A 20,836-nucleotide genomic window follows, 5' to 3' on the forward strand; every position below is an offset into this window, starting at 1 on the left:
CGCTATTCAGACAACGCCTGCAATCACCAGCAAAGCCAGGGTACAAATCCATACCAGCATGCTCCGGTTGAGCAAATCCCTCACCGCGCTCAAGCTGCGCCCGCCATAATTGGCCCACTCATCCGGGTGAATTTGAGAAAAACGCGCCGGATCAAGCGCATAACCGGTTAACGACCCGTTGGCGGAAATCATGAGGATTTCGGATGTCTTTTTCGTGATACCTGTAATCGCCACTTTGGCCTCACCTAGCCACCCCGACAGATCACCGGCGATGCCAAAGGTTATTGAAAGCAGCCGCACAGGCATCCAGTTGAACCACTCGCAAACAGCCACGTAGCGAGGTCGCGCGGCCGCCTGAGGCCACTGCTCCGACAGCGCCACCAACCCGCGTACAAAAATTGCAAATCCAATGCCGCCCACCACATACCAGAAGGCAATCAGGAAGAATCGCTGGAATACAGCCAACATGAGCGCTTTGCTTAAAGAGAGATGCATAAGTTCAGGCGAGGCCGCAGCTCCACGCTCGCTGGCAGGCAGGCGCTCCTGAATAAGGTGCCAAGCCGCCTGCATGTCTCCTTTATGCCAGGCCTGCGCATAGGGCTCAACCGATTGCCGCCACCCGGGCGTGCCCATCATCAATATAAGTACGAGAATTTCGAGCGGATAGGCCGCGATTCGCCAACCGTACAACGCCAAAACAAAAACACCCAAGGCCGCAAGCAAGGCCGGCACAAACACTAAAATCAGGCCATTCCAGATCCCTGACTCGCGACCGGCTTTAACAACGCTCCCCTGACGAAACCAGCGCCGCCAAAGCTCGTCACCGGAGACAGCATTCAGGCTATCAAGCCGACGCCGCACCAAATAGGCAAAAAGAAAGGCCACCAAAGTCATTCACACAGCTCCTTTATTGGGCGGTTCACCGCTGTGCTGGCCAGACTTGGCTTCTTCCAAAGCAGTCCGGAAGTGTAGCCACTCAAACGCAGGCCCAGGGTCGGTCTTACGGCCTGGGGCGATATCGCAGTGGCCGGTAATACGGTCGCTGCTAATATCCGGCCAGGCCAAGCTGATCACCGCCGAGAGCTCTGCCAGTGCCCGGTACTGCTCCGGGCTATAAGGAATATCGTCTGCGCCCTCAAGCTCAATACCGATGGAGTAGTCGTTGCACTCTTCTACACCCTGAAAGCAAGAGCGCCCAGCGTGCCAGGCTCTATCAAGCAGGCTGACAAATTGAATCACGCTTCCATCTCGGCGGATCAGTACGTGGGCCGAAACGCGCATGTCGGCAATGGTTTCAAAGTACGGGTGTTGTGCGGGATTAAGGGTGTTCGTGAAGAAATCTTCAATATAACGGCCGCCAAACTTGCCGGGGGGCAAGCTTATGCTGTGTACCACCAGAAGACTTATTGAAACGCCGTCTGGGCGCGGACCGTAATTAGGTGACGGACACCAACGGGCAGTTGCAAGACGCCCCGTTCGACGAAGAACACTGACATCTTCGCCAAAAACGGTCGCGCTTAGGGAATCTCGGGCTGAATAGGACAAGATGAATCCATAGCTATCAGAGCGTTACAATGTGGTCTGATTGAAGCACAAAGTAAGCCTTGTTACTACGGATCAATCCCTACGACTGCTGCGAAGATTGTCGATAATGGACTCAAGCGCCCTGTCAAAAATGAGTCCATCATCAAGCATGCTAACGGCTCCATTTGCCATAGCGGCGGCCAACTCCGGACGATGGTACTCCGCAACCTTTGCACCGCTACGATTAACAAAGATGTACTTACCCGTAGCCCTTATCACGGCCGCCAGCTTGCAACGAAGCTTGGCCCCATCTCGAGTGAGCTCAATCCATGCACCAACACGGAGGCTGTCTGCCTGAATCAGCCATTGCTCGGCAATCTCTTCCACTTCCGGTTCGGCCGGGGCTTCGGCTAGCGTCTCTACAGAATCAAACTGGGGCTGTGATTCTGCCAGTGTCTGGCTCGGTTCATCCAGTGCGCCGAAGGGCTCATCGATAGCCGGTACCGCGGCTTCAGGATCTTCAGAAGATTCAGACCAGACTTCAGAAACAGCTTCTTCCGTAGCTGGCGGCGCGGCACTGGATGGCGCCGTTGCCAAACTCTGCAATACATCAACATGGGCCAATTCCAGATCACGTACTGCTGTATCCGTTGCAAACGGGTCCCATGAGATTTCCTGAAGGGCCAAGCGAAAGTCGTCCACAATTGCCGGGATAGCACGGAGCAGGTCGCTACGCGTGGAGTTTTCAACCGGCTGCGGGTCAACGCTCCATACAAGGTGCCCTGTTAGCTCTCTAGCATCCGTCCAGCGCTCACCGTCTTCGCCTTCGCGCAAGACCACCCATTGCAAATACTTTGTCCATGCTTCGTTGAGCATCGCAAGAACAGGCTCGGGAATGTCTCGACCAAACGTGTGCTCCTTTACTAACGACTCAGCAATTTGGGTGGCCTGCTCCTGTCGTGCCCGGCCTTCCTCAGCATCGCGCAACCGCTGCTCTACAAGCTCACGGCGACGACGATCGAGATCGGTGAAATGGCAAAAATCCTCTAGCAACTCGTCGAAAAGCGACACATTGGTGCTGAATTCACTCAATACCCGATCTACAACCGACTCAATTTTTTCATGTAAAGGATCACGCTGGCCGGGGCGCTTTTCGCTCCAACCAATGGCAGACAATGCCAACTCATTCAACAGCTTACGAACCGGATGCCCACCACGATTGAAGAAATTTTTATCGCTTAAGGCAACTTTCAACACGGGGATCTGGAGGCGTCCGATCAGTGCCTTCATAACCGGGTGAAGCTGCCGGTCTTCCAAAATAAAATCGAACAGCATCGACACCAGGTTAATAACATCATTATCCACCTGTCCAACACTGGCCTTTTGGCCATTCGCCGCCGTAAGAACAGGCTGAAGGCGTTGATCAAGTGAGGCAACTTCACCACCTTCCCATTGATCGTAAGAAGCCTGTGCCTCGCTGAGAAGTGCCATCAACCGTTCGGTATCTAGGTAGGCTTCGTCAGTCTTATCCGGCTCAACCATAGATTGGGTTGCACCTCGTTGGTGCAGGAGCGCGCTCAATTCGGAAAACGTTGCATAGGAAGCACCGCCCTGAATCTGGTCGTGACTGTAATACTGGCTGCCGGCCTCTTCATTCGACACACCACTGGCTGCTCCACGCTGCGAGGAGCTTGGTGGCACAGGAGCCGAGGTTGCAGACCGAGCGCCTGAAGGGGCGATGGCTGAACGGGCTGGGGGTCGCTTTGCGTCCGGTAAGACACCTTCTGCAGCCAAAGTCCGGTTCGCTTCTTGATAGAAATCACCAAGCTTATCTCCCAGCAGCCGATCAAACAGCTTGAGCACCACTAGCTTCGCCCGGATATCTATATCCAGATCTGAGCAGGCCTCTGCCAGCCCTCCACAGATAACTTCCGGGCTCAGTGGCATTTGGCTGTCTGCCAATTCCACGCCTCGCACCAGATGATTCACCCGTACAGACAAAAGCTGAATTGGGGTTTGATACTTATTGCGCATTTTGTTGATCAAGTTGTCGATCGCGACCTGTTGCTCCAGATCCGAATGCTCAACAAGGCTCAAAGAGTCTTGATCAACCTCATCCAATGCGCCTCCCGACTGCTTGGGCCGAAATTGGCCAATGTCGTTAAATGCCTGACTGACGTACTGCAGCACCGAAACAACCATGGCTTTGCGCCTGAGCCGCAATTCCCGCATGGCATCAAAATAGACGGTTTGGTCTGTGTTGGAACCGGCGCGATCTGCGAGCTCGAACAAGGCGTCGTCGGCACGTTCGAAAAAGCGTTCGAGAACGCCTTTTAGTATTTGTCCGGAGGTATCACGCAGGCGAACAAGCGCAGGTGGCAGATCAAACCGTGAGAACGGCTTCTGGCCTGAAAAGCTGACAACCTTGTTTTCCTGTTTCATCGACTGATCTCCCGGCCGTTGCATGTGAAGCCCCTGACCATAAACTTCAAACTACTCTGATTGCACATCATACGATTAGACCGTGTCACCTTGTGTCAGAAATTGTCACCTTTTGTGTACGCCAGACTCAGATCACGTTTCTGCGATAATTTGGCGAAACCGTTGTCGAACTATAGAATCGTGCGTCCGGAATATGTCAGAACCTTTTAGCCAGTCACAAGCGGGTGCAAAACCATGAATTTCAGTGAACGCCAACGCCAGTCACTCATCGAAACAGTAGCCGCTAGCTTGCGCGAAGATATTGGTGATGGCGATATTACGGCCCAACTTATTCCTGCGGATAAACAGGCTTCCGGCCATGTCATCACGCGAGAACACGCAACAATAGCCGGGCGGGCATGGGTGGACGAAGTTTTTCGTCAGGTAGACACGTCAGTAGCGCTAGAGTGGCTGGTTGAGGATGGCGAGCGAGTGAGCCCCGATCAGGTTCTATTCCGCATGACAGGAACCGCCAGAAGCCTGCTTACCGCCGAGAGAACTGCACTGAATTGGCTGCAAACGCTTTCAGCTGTTGCGACAAGCTGCGCTGGTTATGCCGAGCGGGTTGCACATACACCTGTGCGCCTACTCGACACGAGAAAGACTCTACCCGGCTTACGATTTGCACAAAAATATGCCGTGACTTGCGGCGGCTGCCACAACCATCGAATCGGCCTGTGGGACGCCTTCTTGATCAAGGAAAACCATATTTCCGCATGTGGCTCCATCGCCGCAGCTATTGCAGAAGCCCACAGAATCGCGCCGGGCAAACCAGTCGAGGTGGAAACCGAGAATATGGCCGAGCTAGAGCAAGCGCTCCGAGCTGGCGCTGACATCATCATGCTCGATGAATTTTCCATGGAGGATTTACGGGCAGCCGTCGCAATAACCGAAGGACGCGCAAAGCTGGAAGCTTCCGGGGGCATCAACTCAGACACACTGGTTCCCATTGCGGAAACCGGAGTCGATTATATTTCTATCGGCGCGCTGACCAAAGACGTCAAAGCGGTAGACTTGTCTATGCGCCTAGGCTGACGTGAATGGTCAGCATAAATAGGCGTTAGTCAGCTCCCCGAAAGTAGCTGATCGATCGCTTCAAGCGCTCGGATCAAACCTTGCCCTGATTCCGGGCGGCCGCGAAAGTACTCCTCAGCCATGGGCGCAATGCCAGAGACTGAAGGCAAAGGATGCCCGTTCTCAACGATCAGCTTCATGCGCTCAAGAAACACAAACTGAACCCACTGGGTGAACTCTAAGGTATCGATACAGAAAGGCTCGGTGCTTTGAAATGCCGCCTGTGGTGGGCGCTCGGTTGCCCATAGGCCAATCGTGCGCAGCTCCATTTCAATGGCCAGAAGACAATCCGCAACCTGCCCTGCAACCTTATCGGAATCCGTCATAAAGCCCTCGGTTCAATCGGCCAAAGGCTCTAGTTCTACCGCCTCGCCATTGAGTACGCGATAAAGATCTTCGAACTGACGTGTAAGCGGGTGTTTTGGTGCCATGTGAATCAGCGGTTGCCGGCTCTGGTGAGACTCTTTCATTTTTACGGAGCTGGACAAACGCACCGGCAATACCGGCAGACCCTCTGCAATAAGCTCTTTAACCAACTGTTTTGGCAGACTGGCCCGAGGTTGAAACTGGTTTGCGACAATACCTTCAACCACAAGCTCCTCGTTGTGGTCTTCTTGCAAATCGCGAATTTCACTAAGAATGTTATAAAGTGCCTGACGGGAAAAATCGTCACAGTCAAACGGAATCAAGCACCGATGCGCAGCAATAAGCGCGGAGCGGGTATAAAAATTCAGGGCTGGCGCTGTATCAATGTATATTTCATCAAACGACTCACCCAGCTTCTTTAACGCCTCTCTGAGCTTATAGATTTTATGCTTTGCCTCAAGCTTGCGTTCAAGAAAATCCAGTTCAGGGCTGGAAGGCAAAACAAAGAGATTTCTGAACGGCGAAGCATGAACAAATTCTTCAGGGCGACGATTGAATACCTTGAACGCTACCGTTTGCTCCAGCATGTCTGCAACAGTATCTTGAAGCTCGCTAGCGGGCTTGCCCAACAAGTAATGCGTTGAGTTACCTTGGGGGTCAAGGTCAACCACCAAAGTACGCTTGCCGCGTGCAGCGCTGATTGCTGCCAGATTGCAGGTAATACTGGATTTGCCGACTCCGCCTTTTTGGTTGAATACTACCCGTCTCATGTCGTCTCTCCATCTGGCGCTTCATTCAGCGTCTAATCGTTAAAGTTCTGTTTTTGTGTGATGTAACGCTTGGCTTGTATGTTCTTACCACCGCATGACCGCTTTCACGAATGGCACGGTGAGGCGCCTTTGCGCCTGCAAGGAGTTTTCATCGAGGGTGTCGAGAATGCCTAACAATTCGCCAAGTCGCCTTGAGGCCCTGCGCATAATAAAGCCTGCGACATCGTCCGTCATAGTCAGCCCACGCTTTTGTGCACGAGCCATCAGAATTTTCAGGCGATCATCGTCACGATAGGTTCCCAGTTGCACGGTAAAGCCGTGGTGCAGCCGGGACACCAAATCCGGTAGTACGAAAGGCAAAGATCCGGGAACTTCAGAAAGACTAACAACCAGCATATGACCGCCATCATGCAGCCGGTTATAGAGATGAAAAACCGCTTCTTCCCAGTCGGCCTTACCCGCTACCCGATCCAGATCATCGAGTGCAACCACATCCATGGTATCCAGTCCCGCCAGCGCTTCCGGGCCGAAGGGCTCTAGCTCGGCAATACTAATACAAACCGCCGTTTTCCCTTCCGCTTCTGCGTGATGGCAGGCCGCCTGCAGCAAATGGCTTTTGCCGGTATCCGAATCGCCACAAACTACGACCACTGGCAGGCCAGCCGGCTGGCTCAATACCGAAGACAGGCGCAACGCCGCTTCCCGGTTGCGATCACCATGAAAGTTGTCAAAACGTGCGTCGTCCCGAAGCCGGACGCCAAGCACCAGCTGAGAGTTGCTCACGGGTGTCTGGCCCTCCATGCGCGCTTACCCCAAACGACAATATAGTGCCCGCCACTGAAGACCGTTGAAACTGCGACCAAGCAAATTCCAATATCCAACCATATCGGCTGCACCGGCAAACCAGCCAAAATAACAATAATGCCCAAAATGACAACAATCTGAACCAGCGTATTCAGCTTGCCGGGTATGCTGGGCTCCATATCGAAGCGACCGATACCGTAATGGTAAACCAGCGCACCTCCCACAATAAGAAGGTCTCGACCAACGATCAGTGCAAACAGCCACAGAGGTAAAACCGAGGTATAAGTCAGCACCAAATAGGCTGTAATCAGTAGCGCTTTATCGGCCAGTGGATCAGCCACAGCACCGAAACGGGAGCGCCAATTAAAATGCCGCGCAAGAAAGCCATCAAGGCCATCTGTCACCGACGCCACAGCAAAAATGAACAAAGCGAGCCGGTACTCCTGCACCAGCAGCGCTCTGGCAAAGGGAGCTATCAATAGAATGCGCACAAACGTCAGAGCATTGGGTATCCAGCGCCAGGCGTGTGACCTCACTCAATTGCCTCCGGTAGCGGCTTACTGCCCGCCATTATTTCCGATAGCTGGCACGGGTTGCCAGCGGTAATAAAGAACTTGATAAAGTGACTCGAACGCCTGCTCGGCCTCTTCTTCGTCTACGGGCGAGGGTTGGTAGCTAAACATAGTCTGCTCAGACGACTCCTTTTCCAACTCACCTTCCGGAATCGCTTCTTGCTGATTCTCGTTAGAATCAAGCTGTGTCGGTTTTGCCGAAGCGGCTGCAGACGACGGGAGTGGTGACGGGCGGGCCGCTTGACTTTCCTGTGATCCGCCCTCAACGGGCACAAACCGAGAATCCAGGGCAATATACTCCCTAAGCTGGTCAAGCTCACCGGAAAAGCCAACTCTCAGCGTTAACTGCTCGCCCTTAACCCGGGATGCACCTACATTTTCAACTGGCGTTAAGCCCTCCAGAACTTGAGTGGCTTTGCCGTAGTCTGTAACGGTCTTAACACCGCGCAACACGATTTCCACCTGAGGTAGTTCCCCAACCTCACCGGCTGCCACAGCATATCGGTTGGCGTACAGCTCCGCCCAGCGATTAACCAATGCCTCTGCAAGAGCTTCCCGCGTGTCAGCGCTAACCGACTCTTCGCTGCTATTTAGCTTTGCACCTTCAAATACCCAGCCTGCACGCCACTGATTGCCTGAGCGGTTAACACGAACCAGTGCAAGCACGTCATGCTCCACGCCTTCAGACGCCTTGCGAACGCGCCCGGTGAACTGCCCCCATATATCCGACAACAACTCTCTATTGCCACTGAACCCTGCGGGAGGCAGGGCTACCGGGAGCCCACGCTCCTGAGCAGCACGAGCAAATGCTGCCGACCAAACGCCCGTTTCGGCAGCATTGGCTTGGTCTTCGCCAGCACCTGTCACGAGTGTACGAACACCACGGTCTTCGACTGCCACCCAAGCGAGGGTTAAGGGTCGGTTGGCACCCCAAACGGGAGCGTTGACTGACGCCAGAGCCCGGTTAACACCGACAGCACCAAACGCCATACTCAGGCGGCTTTCACCACTTGCGCCGCGAAGTATCTGATAGGACAGCAACAAGGATTCCGCATCTGCCAGCAGAGCGTCTACACCATCAAGAGCAAGCACCTCACGGGTGCCGGAAATCCTCACGAAAACCCGGGCCAAACCATCTGCGTAACCTTGGGCAAGAGCGGCTTGCCCGGAGCCAGACACAGGAACTTCGACTGAATAGAGCCCTGATACTGTTACAGCAGTGGCAGATGTGGGCGTGAAAGCCAGTATGAGCGTACAAAAAACACCAAGCCATAGGGCTCGCAATGGTTTAAAAAACCGGATCTGGTCTGTTACTGGCATGAAACACCCTGCAGTTCGCATGAATGGCGCATAGGATACACCATGCCCCTATGCCTGAGTAGCCAGCCCGGGTTTCCGAAATGCAATCTTGCTTGCGCGAAAACGGCCGGATGCAAGAATCCGGAGCGACACAAGGCTTTTACACTTGGAGCCCTACACTGCACCTGCTAAAATCCGCCGCCTGACCCATTGCCCAACGGTTTAAGAACACCATGAGCGAACAGAAGCCTTCCCTGACCTACCGCGATGCTGGCGTTGATATTGACGCCGGCAATGAACTTGTCAGCCGTATCAAGGAAACCGCCGCCCGCACGCGGCGACCCGAGGTTCTGGGAGGGCTTGGCGGGTTTGGTGCCATGGTCGCGATCCCTTCCGGGTATAAAGAGCCGGTTATGGTTTCTGGCACTGATGGCGTGGGCACCAAGTTGAGATTGGCGATGCAATTGGAAAAACACGACAGCATTGGCATTGATCTCGTTGCGATGTGCGTGAACGATCTTATTGTTGGTGGTGCGGAGCCGCTATTTTTCCTTGATTACTACGCCACCGGAAAGCTCAATGTTGATATAGCTGCAAACGTGGTTGCAGGTATTGGCCAAGGCTGTGAGTTGGCTGGCTGCGCGTTGGTGGGTGGTGAAACCGCCGAAATGCCCGGGATGTACGAGGGTGACGATTACGATCTTGCCGGTTTCTGCGTAGGTATCGCAGAGCGCAGCGAAATCATCGACGGCAGCAACGTTCAAGCAGGAGACGCGCTGCTCGCACTAGAATCTTCAGGCCCCCACTCCAACGGATACTCGCTGATCCGGAAGATTCTTGAAGTCAGCGAAGCCGACTTAGATCAACCAATCGGCGATACAACACTTGCGAATGCGCTGATGGCTCCTACACGCATCTACGTAAAAAGCCTGTTGCAACTTATTCGCGAAGTGGATGTAAACGCTCTTTCACACATCACTGGTGGTGGTTTGCCGGAGAACATCCCCAGAGTTCTGCCCAAGGGCGTAGTTGCAGCCATCGACACCGAAAGCTGGAAACTCCCCCCCGTATTTCAGTGGCTTAAAGACGCAGGCGGTGTTGCCAGTGAAGAAATGTACCGCACCTTTAACTGCGGAATTGGCATGATCATCTGTGTTCCCGAAAGCCAGAAAAGTTTGGCGATGGACACCTTGAAGGCCTTGGGTGAGAAAGCTTGGCAGGTAGGCATTATCGAGCGCGCTGAGGATTCCGAAAAAGATGCAGTGGTGCGTTATGCACCGGGGCTTTTGGCAGAATGAAGGCAGATCAACCCACCCTGCCCAAAATTCTCGTCCTTGCCTCTGGCAGCGGAACCAACTTCCAGGCTCTTTTAGACGCAAGTCGCGGGCGGGATTTCCCCGGCCAAATTGTTGCTCTGGGCTGCAATCAGCCAAAAGCGTTTGCACTCGAGCGGGCCGCACAAGCCAACGTGGAAACCTTTGTGGTCAACCACAAGGAGTTCGGCTCTCGGGAAGAATTCGATGCCGCGCTTATGGCTCACATTCTCCGCTACAACCCGGATCTCATTGTGTTGGCGGGTTTCATGCGAATCCTGACCACAGATTTTGTCAGGGCATTCCGTGGCAAGCTGGTGAATATTCACCCCTCGCTGCTGCCGAAGTATACAGGCCTCAATACGCATCAAAGAGCACTGGATGCTGGCGACGCTGCTCACGGCGTCTCGATTCACTTCGTAACCGAAGAGCTTGATGGCGGGCCGGTTGTCGCGCAGGCAGAAGTGACCATTACGGCAGAAGACACCCGCGAAACACTCGCGGAAAAAGTGCAGCAAAAAGAGCATCTGCTCTACCCGATTGTTGTTCGCTGGTTCTGCGAAGGCAGAATCCAACTGGGCGATGATCAGGTACTATTTGATGGGCAAGCTATCGAAACACCCATGCGTCTCACGGACAGCTGAGGCGCACCTTAACAGACTGTCACTAGGCAACACTCTCTGACCCGCTAAACTTCCAACATACATGAAGGATTCGAGGTCAACGAAATGTTTGCAGCTCAACGGATTGTTCCCGCCCTCCTAACTAGGGGGCGGGTTACCATCGCCAGCCTTATGTGCATGCTGGCATTAGTACTGAGTGCCGCCGCACGCGCGGAGCCAGTTCCCGACCTCTTCCCCTTCGAAGTCAGCTATGGCGCCTCCATGGAAAAGGGGATATCGCTCAATGGTGGCGCCAAGCGGATTCTTACTTCTCAGGGCAATGATGTGTGGCTTTACCGCACGGAAGTGAAGTCCTTCATCGCCGACCTTAACGAATCTTTGATCCTCAAATGGGAAGACGGTCGGGTTGTTCCTATAAGATACCGCTATAGCCTGTCTGGCTTTCTTATCAAAGATAGAAAACAGTCCATCGATTTCGACTGGGAAGCAAACGTCGCAACAGGAGAATACAAGGGCAAAGCGTTCGAAGTAGAACTTAAGGAAGGCACACTCGACCCGCTCGGTTTTCAGGTGCAGTTGCACCAAGACATCCTAAATGGCAAGCGGGAGATGGAATATCAGGTACTCGATCGCGGCAATATTGATAGCGAGCGATTTGCCGTAGTGAGTGACGATGCTGGCCGCTCAGACGGAGGCCAGTCTTCTCTTCTGAAAGCAGAAAAGGTTCGCGAAAACTCAAAACGACAAACCCTGATGTGGTTCGACCCGGACAACAAATACGTGTTGGTGCGGCTACTTCAGGTTGAGCCCGACGGCAGCAAGTACGAACTGGAACTGAAAGATGTAGACTTGGGAGGTTAAACCTCCCGGTCTGCCTCAGCCCACACGGCCTTCACTTCATCCGCAATAATTCTCAACCCTTGTGCTACGCGCTCGTCGTCCTGTGAGTAGGTTACGCGCAGGCACTCATTACAATGTTTCCAGCCATCTTCGGGTAACCCGGGAAAGAAATAGTGGCCTGACACAACCAGCACGCCACGGGCTTTCAAACGCTGATAAAGCTCAAGGCTGGTAATGGGCAAATCCGGAAACCACAGCCATAGGAACATGGCGCCTTCTGGTTTGTGCACGTACCAGCGGCAACTGTCTTCGCCCATGGCGTCACGAAACGCCGCCACAGCCCGCTGCATTTTCCGCTTATAAAACGGACACACCACCTCTCGGCTCAGGGACAAAATTTCACCGGAGCGCACAAGCGGTTCAGCTAGCATGGCACCAAAGCTGCCCGTGGCCAGATTCATGATGGCATTTATTCCAGACAAGGCTTTTATCACCGGTGCCGCAGCAATCACGATGCCCGTGCGGGCGGCAGGTAAGCCAAGTTTGGATAAGCTGAGGCACAAAATAATCTGCTCATTCCAAGTGGGCGTTGCGTCTACAAACAACAAGCTAGGGAAAGGCGTTCCATAGGCACCGTCAACAATCAGCGGCACGTCATGCTGGCGCGCCATTTCCTCCAAGCGCGCCATCTCTTCGTCGGTAACCACATTGCCGGTCGGGTTGGTAGGCCGGGATACGCAGATGGCACCGGTCTCGCCTGTTACCTCTACTGCATCAAAGTCCACCCGATATTTGAATTCGTGGGCATCGGTGAATGAGATATCTGGCTGCACTGCATGGAACAGGTCTGGTTCAATGCCCGCATCCGCATAGCCGATATACTCCGGCGCCAGAGGCAAGAGTATGTGTTTGCGCTGACCTTCGCCGTAGTCGCCGCCAAACATATTAAACAACATGAAGAAGGCGGCCTGACTGCCATTGGTAAGCGCAATATTCTCGGGCTTAAGATCCCAACCGTATTCACGGCTTAGCAGGTCTGCAAGCGAGGCAATAAATTGTTTCTCACCCTGAGGCGGATCATAAACACCCACGAGCCGGCGAACATCACTTTCGCTTCGGCTCATATCTGCCAAGATTTCTTGCACCCGAGCCTGAATCTCGGGGATATGCCCTGGGTTGCCGCCACCCATCATGATCATATCGTCACCGGACGCCATAGCATTACCCAGGTCATCCATCAGAGAGGTTATGCCAGCATCTGCGGTGAACTTTCGGCCAAACGTGGAGAGTTTCATGGGCTTACATCCATAAGGTCTAAGCTGAATAATTAACGGGGGCTGCGAGGCTGCACTACATGGCTGCTGGGGCTTTAATCCCCCAGCGAGATGCCGAGGTTACTAACGCCTTCGTTTGCCGCATTTACCCGGAGTTCTTCAATAAATTGCTCGACTGGTGTGCGCTGGCGCTTCAGTGCTAAGACAAGATCGCGCTGGAAGGCTTTGTCTTCTTTCATCAAGGGGTGTGAGTCGAGCAAACGAACCAGCTCATCCTCTTCAAGTCCCTCTCCTTCCGACAGTTCAATAAAGCTCATAACGGTGCTTGTCGCCAACTGCGATGCTTCTGTGGCTCGATGCTTCGAAGGGTTCAGGCGGTTCAATAGCGCCTGCTCCAAAAGCTGGCAAAAATCGAACGCAGGGTATACGCCATAGGCGTCATAGGCCTCCACATCAGGAGACAAGGCTTCGAGCTTTACCAGCAATTGTGGGATAGCGGTTTCTGCTACATCTTCTTGCAGCGAGCCCCAGGCAAGCTCCAAGATTTGGTGCATTTTGCCGCCGGTTTTCAGGCCTACGGCGTCTGCAAACAGTGCATAATTCGGGAATGAGCGTTCGGCAAGTGCCAGCAGGAAAGCGCATTCGCGCCATCCCTGCAGCTGGGAAACCGCTTTGAGAAACTGGTTGGCGTTCATGTTTTGGGTAGGGTCACGCCGGTTTGGCCGAAGTATTTGCCACCCCGATCCTTGTAGCTGGTTTCGCAAATTTCGTCAGATTCAAAGAAGAGCATCTGGGCGATGCCTTCGTTTGCGTAGATTTTTGCTGGTAGGTTTGTGGTGTTCGAAAATTCGAGTGTTACGTGGCCTTCCCACTCGGGCTCCAGCGGGGTAACGTTTACAATGATGCCGCAGCGTGCGTAGGTGGATTTACCGAGGCAGACGGTAAGTACGCTGCGGGGGATGCGGAAGTACTCTACGGTGCGCGCTAGGGCAAAGGAGTTCGGCGGAATGATGCAGACGTCGCCGGTGAAGTCTACGAAGCTTTTTTCGTCGAAGTTTTTGGGGTCGACGGTTACGGAGTGTACGTTGGTGAAGATTTTGAATTCGTTGCTGCACCGCACGTCGTAGCCGTAACTTGATGTGCCGTAGGAGATAATTCGGCCTTTTTCAGTTTCACGGACCTGACCGCTTTCGAAGGGTTCGATCATGCGGTGTTGTTCGGACATCCGGCGAATCCATTTATCGGCTTTGATGCTCATGGCGAAGTCTCGTATCCACTGGGAAAATTGGGGCGTAGTTTACCTGTTCGGTTTGGTTCTGTCGAAGCTTGGCGGTATGGCCTGAAGTCTTTTTGGTTTGGTGGCTGCAGTCACGGGAAAGCCGGTTCAAAAACCGCTTCGAGCACATCCCTGTGAGCTTGTCTCCGGCCTTCCCTGGCCTCCGACATTTTTGAACCGCCTTTCCCGCGCCTGCGATCAAATCCATGAGTTGCCTGCCGCGTCCATGAATTAGCCTATGTGCAGCACGCCGCCCAACCCACGTCTTAAGTTACCGCGTCTTTACAGACACACTTGAAATCGCGCCGCTAAGATTCCGCTCCCTTGTCGATAATTCAGCACCAACCCGGCGAGCAATATCCCGGTAGCGCAGTGCCACTTCGGAATCCGGCACGGCAACCACTGTAGGTTTACCTCCATCGGTCTGTTCGCGGATGGTCATGTGCAGGGGCAACTGGCCCAGCAGGGTTGTTTCGTATTCATCGGCAATCCGCTCACCGCCGCCGTCGCCGAACAGGTGCTCTTCGTGGCCGCAGTTGCTGCAGATATGTACGCTCATGTTTTCTACAACGCCCAGCACCGGAATTTCAACTTTGCGGAACATTTCTATGCCGCGTTTACCGTCAAGCAAGGCTATGTCCTGAGGAGTGGTGACGATGACTGCACCGGTAACCGGGACTTTCTGGGCTAGGGTGAGCTGGATGTCGCCGGTGCCGGGGGGCATGTCGACGATTAAGTAGTCGAGTTCATCCCAGAGGGTTTGCTGCAAGAGTTGCATAACCGCGCCGCTAACCATGGGGCCGCGCCATACCATGGGGGTTTTGTCGGTGGTTACGAAGGCCATGGACATGGTTTGGAGGCCGCGGGCTTCCATAGGCAGGAAGTATTTTTCTTCACGCACGCCAGGGCGTTTGCCTTCGGGTACACCGAGCATCATACCGATGCTCGGGCCGTAGATGTCGGCGTCGAGTACGCCAACGCGGGCGCCTTCTGCTTGCAGAGCGAGGGCAAGGTTGACGGCAGTTGTGGATTTTCCGACACCGCCTTTGCCGGAGGCAACGGCGATGATGTTTTTAACGCCGGGAACAGACGGTAGGTCTTTCTGGACTTTATAGGAGTGGAGTTTTTGTGCCACGTGCACATCAACGGTTTCGACGCCATCTACATTTTCAAGCGCGTTGGCAACCAGTTGCTTCAGACCGCCTGCGATGCCTTTTGATGGGTATGGTAGCTCGACCATCAGCGTTACTTTACCTGCCTCATCCGCCGCCAGTGACTTTACGGCACCCAAGTCGTAAAGGTCTTTTTCTAGGTATGGGTCTCGGTATTCACGAACCGCCGCCTGCAGGGCCTGCTCTGAAATCTGTGTCATCTGGCTCTCCGGAATAAGCTCATGCTGCTTTTTTCAGCATGAAAACAGGTGTTTCGGGTGAAAAATATCTGCTTGAAAGGTATCATCTGAGCCCGTTTCTGACCATACAACCCTTATTCTGATGAAAGGTTCGGACACACCATGACGCAAGCGAGTTCAAAGCAACAGCGCGATATTCTGGTTACCAGCGCCCTGCCCTACGCCAATGGCCCCATTCACCTAGGCCATCTGCTGGAATACATTCAGACGGACATCTGGGTGCGCTATCAGAATATGCGAGGCCACACTTGCTACTACGTTTGCGCGGATGATGCCCACGGCACAGCCATTATGCTCCGTGCCGAGCGCGAGGGTATTACGCCCGAGCGGTTGATCGACCGCATCCGTGAGGAGCACCAGCAGGATTTCAGCGGGTTTCATATTCGCTTTGATAACTATTACACCACCCATTCGGAAGAGAATCGCTACTTTTCTGAATACATCTATCGTCAGTTGCTGAAGAACGGCAACATTGCGACGCGTAAGATTACCCAGTCTTTCGATCCCGAGAAGAACATGTTTCTCGCAGACCGGTTTATCAAAGGCACCTGCCCGAAGTGCAAGGCGGATGACCAGTATGGTGACAACTGTGAGGCCTGCGGTGCAACCTACACGCCTGCTGAGCTGATTAATCCACGCTCTGCGGTATCCGGCGCCACCCCCGTCGAGAAGGAGTCGGAGCACTATTTCTTCAAGTTGCCGGAGTTTACCGACTTCCTGACCCAATGGACCCGCAGTGGCGCCTTGCAACCACAAGTGGCCAATAAGCTTGCTGAGTGGCTGGATGCAGGTTTGCAAGAGTGGGATATAAGCCGTGATGCACCCTATTTTGGTTTTGAAATCCCGGATGCTCCCGGTAAGTTTTTCTATGTTTGGTTGGATGCACCTATTGGCTATCTCGCCAGCTTCAAAAACTTCTGTAATCGAGAAGATGTGGATTTCGAGCACTTCTGGAAGGTGGATTCCACGGCTGAGGTCTATCACTTCATTGGCAAGGACATCATCAACTTCCACGCTTTGTTCTGGCCAGCGATGCTGCATGACGCTGGCTTCCGCACGCCAACGGCGGTTTGGGCACATGGATTTGTGACGGTTAATGGCAAAAAAATGTCCAAATCCCGTGGCACTTTCATTATGGCCCGCACCTATCTGGACCACCTCAACCCTGAGTATCTGCGCTATTACTTCGCTGCCAAGCTAACTGGCGGTGTAGATGATATGGATCTTAATCTGGAGGACTTCGCCGCCAGAGTGAATTCGGATCTCGTGGGTAAGGTAGTCAACATCGCCAGCCGCAGTGCAGGCTTCATTACCAAGCGTTTTGATGGAAAGCTTGCAAACGTGACCGAGCACGAAAAGCTGAAGGAGTTTATCGAAGCCGGTGAGGATCTGGAGGCCTTCTACGAGGCCCGGGAATTTGGCCGTGCCATGCGCCGCATTATGGAGTTGGCCGATATTGCCAACCAATACGTAAATGATGAGCAGCCTTGGGTGGTCGCCAAGCAGGAGGGCCAAGATGAAAAGTTACAGGCTATCTGTACCAACGCCCTCAACATGTTCCACTTGCTAATGACCTATCTTGCGCCGGTATTGCCAGAGACAGCCAAAGCATCCGAGGAGTTCCTGAATGCAAAGCTGGACTGGAACAATCGCAGCGAGCGGCTTGAAGACCACAGCATCAGCAAGTTCAAGCCGCTGATGAGCCGGGTGGATATGGCGCAGATCGGGAAAATGCTGGATGCGTCGAAAGAAGAAATGCCTGCGGCGACCGGCAAACCGGCACAACCCGCTAAATCCGACAATAACGAAGCAATTTCAGACGAGATCGAATTCGATGATTTCGCAAAAGTGGATCTCCGGGTCGTAAAGATCGTCAAAGCCGAGCATGTTGAAGGTGCGGATAAGCTTCTTCGTCTGACGCTTGATCTGGGGCATGGCGAACGCAACGTGTTTGCTGGTATCAAGTCTGCGTATAAACCAGAAGATCTTGAGGGTCGCTTGACTGTGATGGTCGCCAACCTGAAACCCCGTAAGATGAAGTTCGGTATGTCTGAAGGCATGATTCTGGCGGCAGGCCCCGGTGGCAAGGATATCTTCATCCTGTCTCCCGATTCGGGTGCGACACCCGGCATGCGGGTAATGTAAACAGATGTCGCGGCAGCAGGCTCCGATAACGCAATGATGATGCAGCAATGACAGAGTATTTACTGATATTGGTCAGCACCATTCTGGTGAACAACTTTGTGTTGGTTCAGTTTCTTGGTTTGTGCCCCTTTATGGGGGTTTCAGGTAAGCTGGAAACGGCCATGGGCATGTCTTTGGCCACCACGTTTGTGCTAACTCTGTCGTCCGTTTGCAGTTATCTTGCCTACACTTACTTGCTGGCTCCTCTGGATTTGGTGTTTCTGAAAACCATCACCTTTATTCTGGTTATTGCGGTGGTGGTTCAGTTCACTGAAATGGTTGTTCGTAAGACCAGCCCTTTACTCTATCGCGTACTGGGTATTTTCCTGCCGTTGATTACCACCAATTGTGCGGTACTCGGCGTAGCACTTCTTAACCTGAATAAAAACAATAACTTCGTTGAATCAGTACTCTACGGTTTTGGCGCCGCTGCCGGCTTTTCGCTGGTGCTGGTGCTGTTCGCCGCGATGCGCGAGCGCATTGCCGTGGCCGATGTCCCTACCGCTTTCAGGGGTGCGGCTATCGGTATGGTTACCGCTGGGTTGATGTCACTGGCGTTTCTGGGCTTCACCGGCCTAGTCAGCGTTTAACGGAGACACGTTTTTATGTGGACAGGCATTGTTATCGCCGTTCTGGCCCTGCTTGGCCTTGCCTTGGTGTTTGGCGCCTTGCTGGGCTTTGCATCAGAGCGTTTCAAAGTCGAAGGCAACCCGCTGGTAGACCAAATTGATGCGTTGCTACCCCAAACCCAATGCGGCCAGTGCGGGTATCCCGGTTGTCGCCCCTATGCCGAGTCCATTGCCGACGGTGGCGCTATCAACAAATGCCCACCTGGTGGTGAGTCCACCATTAACGCACTTGCCGATCTTTTAGATGTAGAGCCCCAGCCTCTGGACGCCGAACACGGGGTGGAACAAGCCCGAACAGTTGCCGTCATTCGGGAAGACGAATGCATAGGCTGCACGAAATGCATTCAGGCCTGTCCGGTAGATGCCATTCTCGGTGCCGCTAAACACATGCACACGGTTATCGAGAGCGAATGCACAGGCTGTGATTTGTGCGTGGAGCCCTGCCCCGTTGACTGTATTGATATGATCACCATTGAGCCGGATATCCGCGGCTGGACTTGGTCCCAGCCTCGAATTATCACCACAGACAAACAGGAGGCGAACTCCTGATGTCCTCCACCATCAAGCTTTGGGACTTTAGCGGCGGTATTCACCCCGCAGAAAACAAAGAGCGTTCGACCAGTCGGCCCATTCAACCCGCAGGCATTCCCGGGCAACTCGTGCTGCCATTGCAGCAGCATATCGGTGCGCCTGCGAAGCCGACAGTTGCCATTGGCGACGCTGTGCTGAAAGGCCAAAAAATAGCTGACGTAAGCCATGGCATGGGTGTTCCGGTGCATGCTCCAACGTCTGGTGTTATTGAAAGCATAGGCGATTACCCGGTACCCCATCCCTCCGGCATGGCCGACAGGTGCATTGTTTTAAAGCCAGATGGCAAAGATGAATGGTGCGAACGTTATTCTATTAGTGACTATCGCAGCCTCGAGCGGGATGAAGCCCTTGCCATCATTCATTCAGCGGGTGTTTCGGGCATGGGCGGCGCTGGCTTCCCAACGGATATAAAGCTGAGACCGCCCAGAGATCGCAAAGTGGACACGCTGATTCTCAATGGCGCCGAGTGCGAGCCCTATATTACCGCTGATGATATGACCATGCGCGAGCGCGCCCATGATGTTGTCGCCGGTTTAAAGGTGATGGCTTGGATTCTGCGCCCCGAGCGTTGTGTAATCGGCATTGAAGATAACAAACCGGAAGCTGCAGCGGCACTGCGCCAAGCAACCCAAGGTACACAAATTGAACTAGCCGTTATCCCGACAAAATACCCTTCCGGCGGAGAAAAACAGCTCATCCAGATTCTCACCGGTATGGAAGTACCCAGCGGGGGTATTCCGGCAGACATCGGCGTTATGTGTCAGAACGTGGGAACCGCTGTTGCTGTGGCCAAGGCTATTTTTGAAGGCTCACCGCTTATCAGTCGCGTTGTAACGGTAACGGGGGAAGCCGTCAGGAATCCGGGCAATTTTGAGGTTTTACTGGGTACGCCTTTGAATTACCTTCTGGATCAGGCAGGCCTACAACAGGATCGCGTCAGCCGCCTGATTCTTGGCGGACCCATGATGGGCTATACCCTAACCACAACAGCGGTTCCGGTTATCAAAACCACGAACTGCATCATCGCAGCGGTTGCCGCCGAGTTGCCCGCACCTCCGCCGGAGCAAGCCTGCATCCGCTGTGGTCAGTGTGCAGAAGTTTGCCCCATGGAACTGCTGCCCCAGCAGCTGTTCTGGCACGCCAAGGCAACCGAGTTTGAAAAAGCCGAACACCTAAACCTCTTCGACTGCATCGAATGTGGCGCCTGCTCTTATGTTTGCCCAAGTTCCATTCCTCTCGTGCAGTATTACCGTTACGCCAAAGGCGAGATTCGCGTGCAGAGGGCGGAGCAGCTCAAGGCAGACCGTGCACGCGAGCGTTTTGAGGCACGACAGCAAAGGCTTGAGCGCGAGCAGCAAGAGAAAGAGCTGCGTCGCAAGGAGCGCGCCAAGGCCGCTGCCGAAGCTCAGGCCAACAAAAAAGCGGAGGCTGAAAGGGCCGCCGCCAACGGAGAAGCAGTGGACGAGCGAGCCGCAAAATCCGCTTTGGTGGAGCAGGCATTGGCACGGAAAAGAGCCAGCACCGAAGCCAGCAACGCGAAGGTAGCCGCTCCCGCTGAGCCAGCTCTGGAAAAACCCGATATAGAGGCATTGGAAAAGCAGTTTGCCCAGGCACAGTCCAAGCTGGACACTATGCAGGCCATGCTTGAAGACGCAAAGGCGCAGCAAGCTGATAACGTGGACAAACTGGAACGTGCTGTCACCAAGAATCATGACCGGGTAAAGAGGGCAGAAGAAGCTTTAGCGGACGCACGCAAAATACTGGCGACCCAGCCCGAATCCCAATCCTCCGATTAACCCGAATCA

At 53.8% G+C, this 20,836-nt stretch carries 20 protein-coding genes; 8 read left to right on the top strand and 12 right to left on the bottom strand.

The window, feature by feature from the left end:
• Nucleotides 1-6: 6 nt before the first annotated feature.
• The 3 genes from ampE to FE845_RS14945 form a co-directional block, all read right to left on the bottom strand.
• The gene (ampE, locus tag FE845_RS14935; RefSeq protein WP_200366259.1) at nt 7-894 is read right to left on the bottom strand and encodes a regulatory signaling modulator protein AmpE; all 888 of its coding nucleotides are present in this window, start codon (nt 892-894) and stop codon (nt 7-9) included.
• Nucleotides 895-1,545, bottom strand: a complete 651-nt coding sequence (gene ampD, locus FE845_RS14940; protein WP_200366261.1) for a 1,6-anhydro-N-acetylmuramyl-L-alanine amidase AmpD — start codon at nt 1,543-1,545, stop codon at nt 895-897. It abuts the gene before it with no gap.
• A gap of 72 nt (nt 1,546-1,617) precedes the next feature.
• Complete coding sequence (locus FE845_RS14945) at nt 1,618-3,966, bottom strand: DUF1631 domain-containing protein (protein WP_200366263.1); 2,349 nt, start codon at nt 3,964-3,966, stop codon at nt 1,618-1,620.
• 234 nt (nt 3,967-4,200) lie between these two features.
• On the opposite strand from FE845_RS14945, the gene nadC reads away from it, so the two are divergent.
• Nucleotides 4,201-5,040: a carboxylating nicotinate-nucleotide diphosphorylase gene (gene nadC / locus FE845_RS14950; RefSeq protein WP_200366266.1), complete on the top strand. Its 840-nt coding sequence runs from the start codon at nt 4,201-4,203 to the stop codon at nt 5,038-5,040.
• Nucleotides 5,041-5,069: 29 nt separating this feature from the next.
• Here nadC and FE845_RS14955 read toward each other — a convergent pair whose 3' ends face one another.
• The 5 genes from FE845_RS14955 to FE845_RS14975 form a co-directional block, all read right to left on the bottom strand.
• Complete coding sequence (locus FE845_RS14955; protein WP_200366268.1) at nt 5,070-5,405, bottom strand: YqcC family protein; 336 nt, start codon at nt 5,403-5,405, stop codon at nt 5,070-5,072.
• A 12-nt stretch (nt 5,406-5,417) separates the two neighbouring features.
• Nucleotides 5,418-6,215: a ParA family protein gene (locus tag FE845_RS14960; protein ID WP_200366270.1), complete on the bottom strand. Its 798-nt coding sequence runs from the start codon at nt 6,213-6,215 to the stop codon at nt 5,418-5,420.
• 84 nt (nt 6,216-6,299) lie between these two features.
• Complete coding sequence (gene hda / locus FE845_RS14965; protein ID WP_200366272.1) at nt 6,300-7,016, bottom strand: DnaA regulatory inactivator Hda; 717 nt, start codon at nt 7,014-7,016, stop codon at nt 6,300-6,302.
• On the bottom strand, nt 6,995-7,555 hold the full coding sequence (locus tag FE845_RS14970; protein ID WP_200366274.1) for a CDP-alcohol phosphatidyltransferase family protein: 561 nt from the start codon (nt 7,553-7,555) through the stop codon (nt 6,995-6,997). The genes hda and FE845_RS14970 overlap by 22 nt, the downstream gene beginning before the upstream one ends.
• A 21-nt stretch (nt 7,556-7,576) precedes the next feature.
• Nucleotides 7,577-8,911: a DUF2066 domain-containing protein gene (locus tag FE845_RS14975; RefSeq protein WP_200366276.1), complete on the bottom strand. Its 1,335-nt coding sequence runs from the start codon at nt 8,909-8,911 to the stop codon at nt 7,577-7,579.
• Nucleotides 8,912-9,123: 212 nt separating this feature from the next.
• On the opposite strand from FE845_RS14975, the gene purM reads away from it, so the two are divergent.
• From purM to FE845_RS14990, 3 genes are all read left to right on the top strand, one after another.
• Nucleotides 9,124-10,188: a phosphoribosylformylglycinamidine cyclo-ligase gene (purM, locus tag FE845_RS14980; protein ID WP_200366286.1), complete on the top strand. Its 1,065-nt coding sequence runs from the start codon at nt 9,124-9,126 to the stop codon at nt 10,186-10,188.
• The gene (gene purN, locus FE845_RS14985) at nt 10,185-10,847 is read left to right on the top strand and encodes a phosphoribosylglycinamide formyltransferase (RefSeq protein ID WP_200366288.1); all 663 of its coding nucleotides are present in this window, start codon (nt 10,185-10,187) and stop codon (nt 10,845-10,847) included. Before purM ends, purN begins: the two co-directional genes overlap by 4 nt.
• 84 nt (nt 10,848-10,931) lie before the next feature.
• Nucleotides 10,932-11,687 (top strand): DUF3108 domain-containing protein, encoded by a 756-nt coding sequence (locus tag FE845_RS14990; protein WP_227714401.1) that lies wholly within the window; start codon nt 10,932-10,934, stop codon nt 11,685-11,687.
• Here the strand turns inward: FE845_RS14990 and FE845_RS14995 are convergent.
• The 4 genes from FE845_RS14995 to apbC form a co-directional block, all read right to left on the bottom strand.
• Nucleotides 11,684-12,961, bottom strand: coding sequence for a valine--pyruvate transaminase (locus tag FE845_RS14995; protein ID WP_200366290.1), 1,278 nt, complete (start codon nt 12,959-12,961; stop codon nt 11,684-11,686). The genes FE845_RS14990 and FE845_RS14995 overlap by 4 nt on opposite strands.
• Nucleotides 12,962-13,035: 74 nt before the next feature.
• Nucleotides 13,036-13,635, bottom strand: a complete 600-nt coding sequence (locus FE845_RS15000) for a YjaG family protein (protein WP_200366292.1) — start codon at nt 13,633-13,635, stop codon at nt 13,036-13,038.
• Nucleotides 13,632-14,198, bottom strand: a complete 567-nt coding sequence (dcd, locus tag FE845_RS15005; RefSeq protein WP_200366294.1) for a dCTP deaminase — start codon at nt 14,196-14,198, stop codon at nt 13,632-13,634. The genes FE845_RS15000 and dcd overlap by 4 nt, the downstream gene beginning before the upstream one ends.
• 289 nt (nt 14,199-14,487) lie before the next feature.
• Nucleotides 14,488-15,588 (bottom strand): iron-sulfur cluster carrier protein ApbC, encoded by a 1,101-nt coding sequence (gene apbC, locus FE845_RS15010; protein WP_200366296.1) that lies wholly within the window; start codon nt 15,586-15,588, stop codon nt 14,488-14,490.
• A 141-nt stretch (nt 15,589-15,729) separates the two neighbouring features.
• Between apbC and metG the strand changes: the two genes are divergently transcribed.
• Genes metG through rsxC form a run of 4 tightly spaced genes read left to right on the top strand, consistent with a single transcriptional unit; the run spans nt 15,730 to nt 20,827 of the window.
• The gene (gene metG / locus FE845_RS15015; RefSeq protein ID WP_200366305.1) at nt 15,730-17,772 is read left to right on the top strand and encodes a methionine--tRNA ligase; all 2,043 of its coding nucleotides are present in this window, start codon (nt 15,730-15,732) and stop codon (nt 17,770-17,772) included.
• Between the two features lie 47 nt (nt 17,773-17,819).
• Nucleotides 17,820-18,401 carry an electron transport complex subunit RsxA gene (rsxA, locus tag FE845_RS15020; protein WP_200366307.1) on the top strand — a complete coding sequence of 194 codons (582 nt, stop codon included), beginning with the start codon at nt 17,820-17,822 and terminating at the stop codon, nt 18,399-18,401.
• 15 nt (nt 18,402-18,416) lie between these two features.
• Nucleotides 18,417-18,989 (top strand): electron transport complex subunit RsxB, encoded by a 573-nt coding sequence (gene rsxB / locus FE845_RS15025; RefSeq protein WP_200366309.1) that lies wholly within the window; start codon nt 18,417-18,419, stop codon nt 18,987-18,989.
• Nucleotides 18,989-20,827 (top strand): electron transport complex subunit RsxC, encoded by a 1,839-nt coding sequence (gene rsxC, locus FE845_RS15030; RefSeq protein WP_200366311.1) that lies wholly within the window; start codon nt 18,989-18,991, stop codon nt 20,825-20,827. The genes rsxB and rsxC overlap by 1 nt, the downstream gene beginning before the upstream one ends.
• Nucleotides 20,828-20,836 lie beyond the last annotated feature (9 nt).

This window comes from Marinobacter sp. 1-4A, from assembly GCF_016597725.1.
Classification (GTDB): domain Bacteria; phylum Pseudomonadota; class Gammaproteobacteria; order Pseudomonadales; family Oleiphilaceae; genus Marinobacter.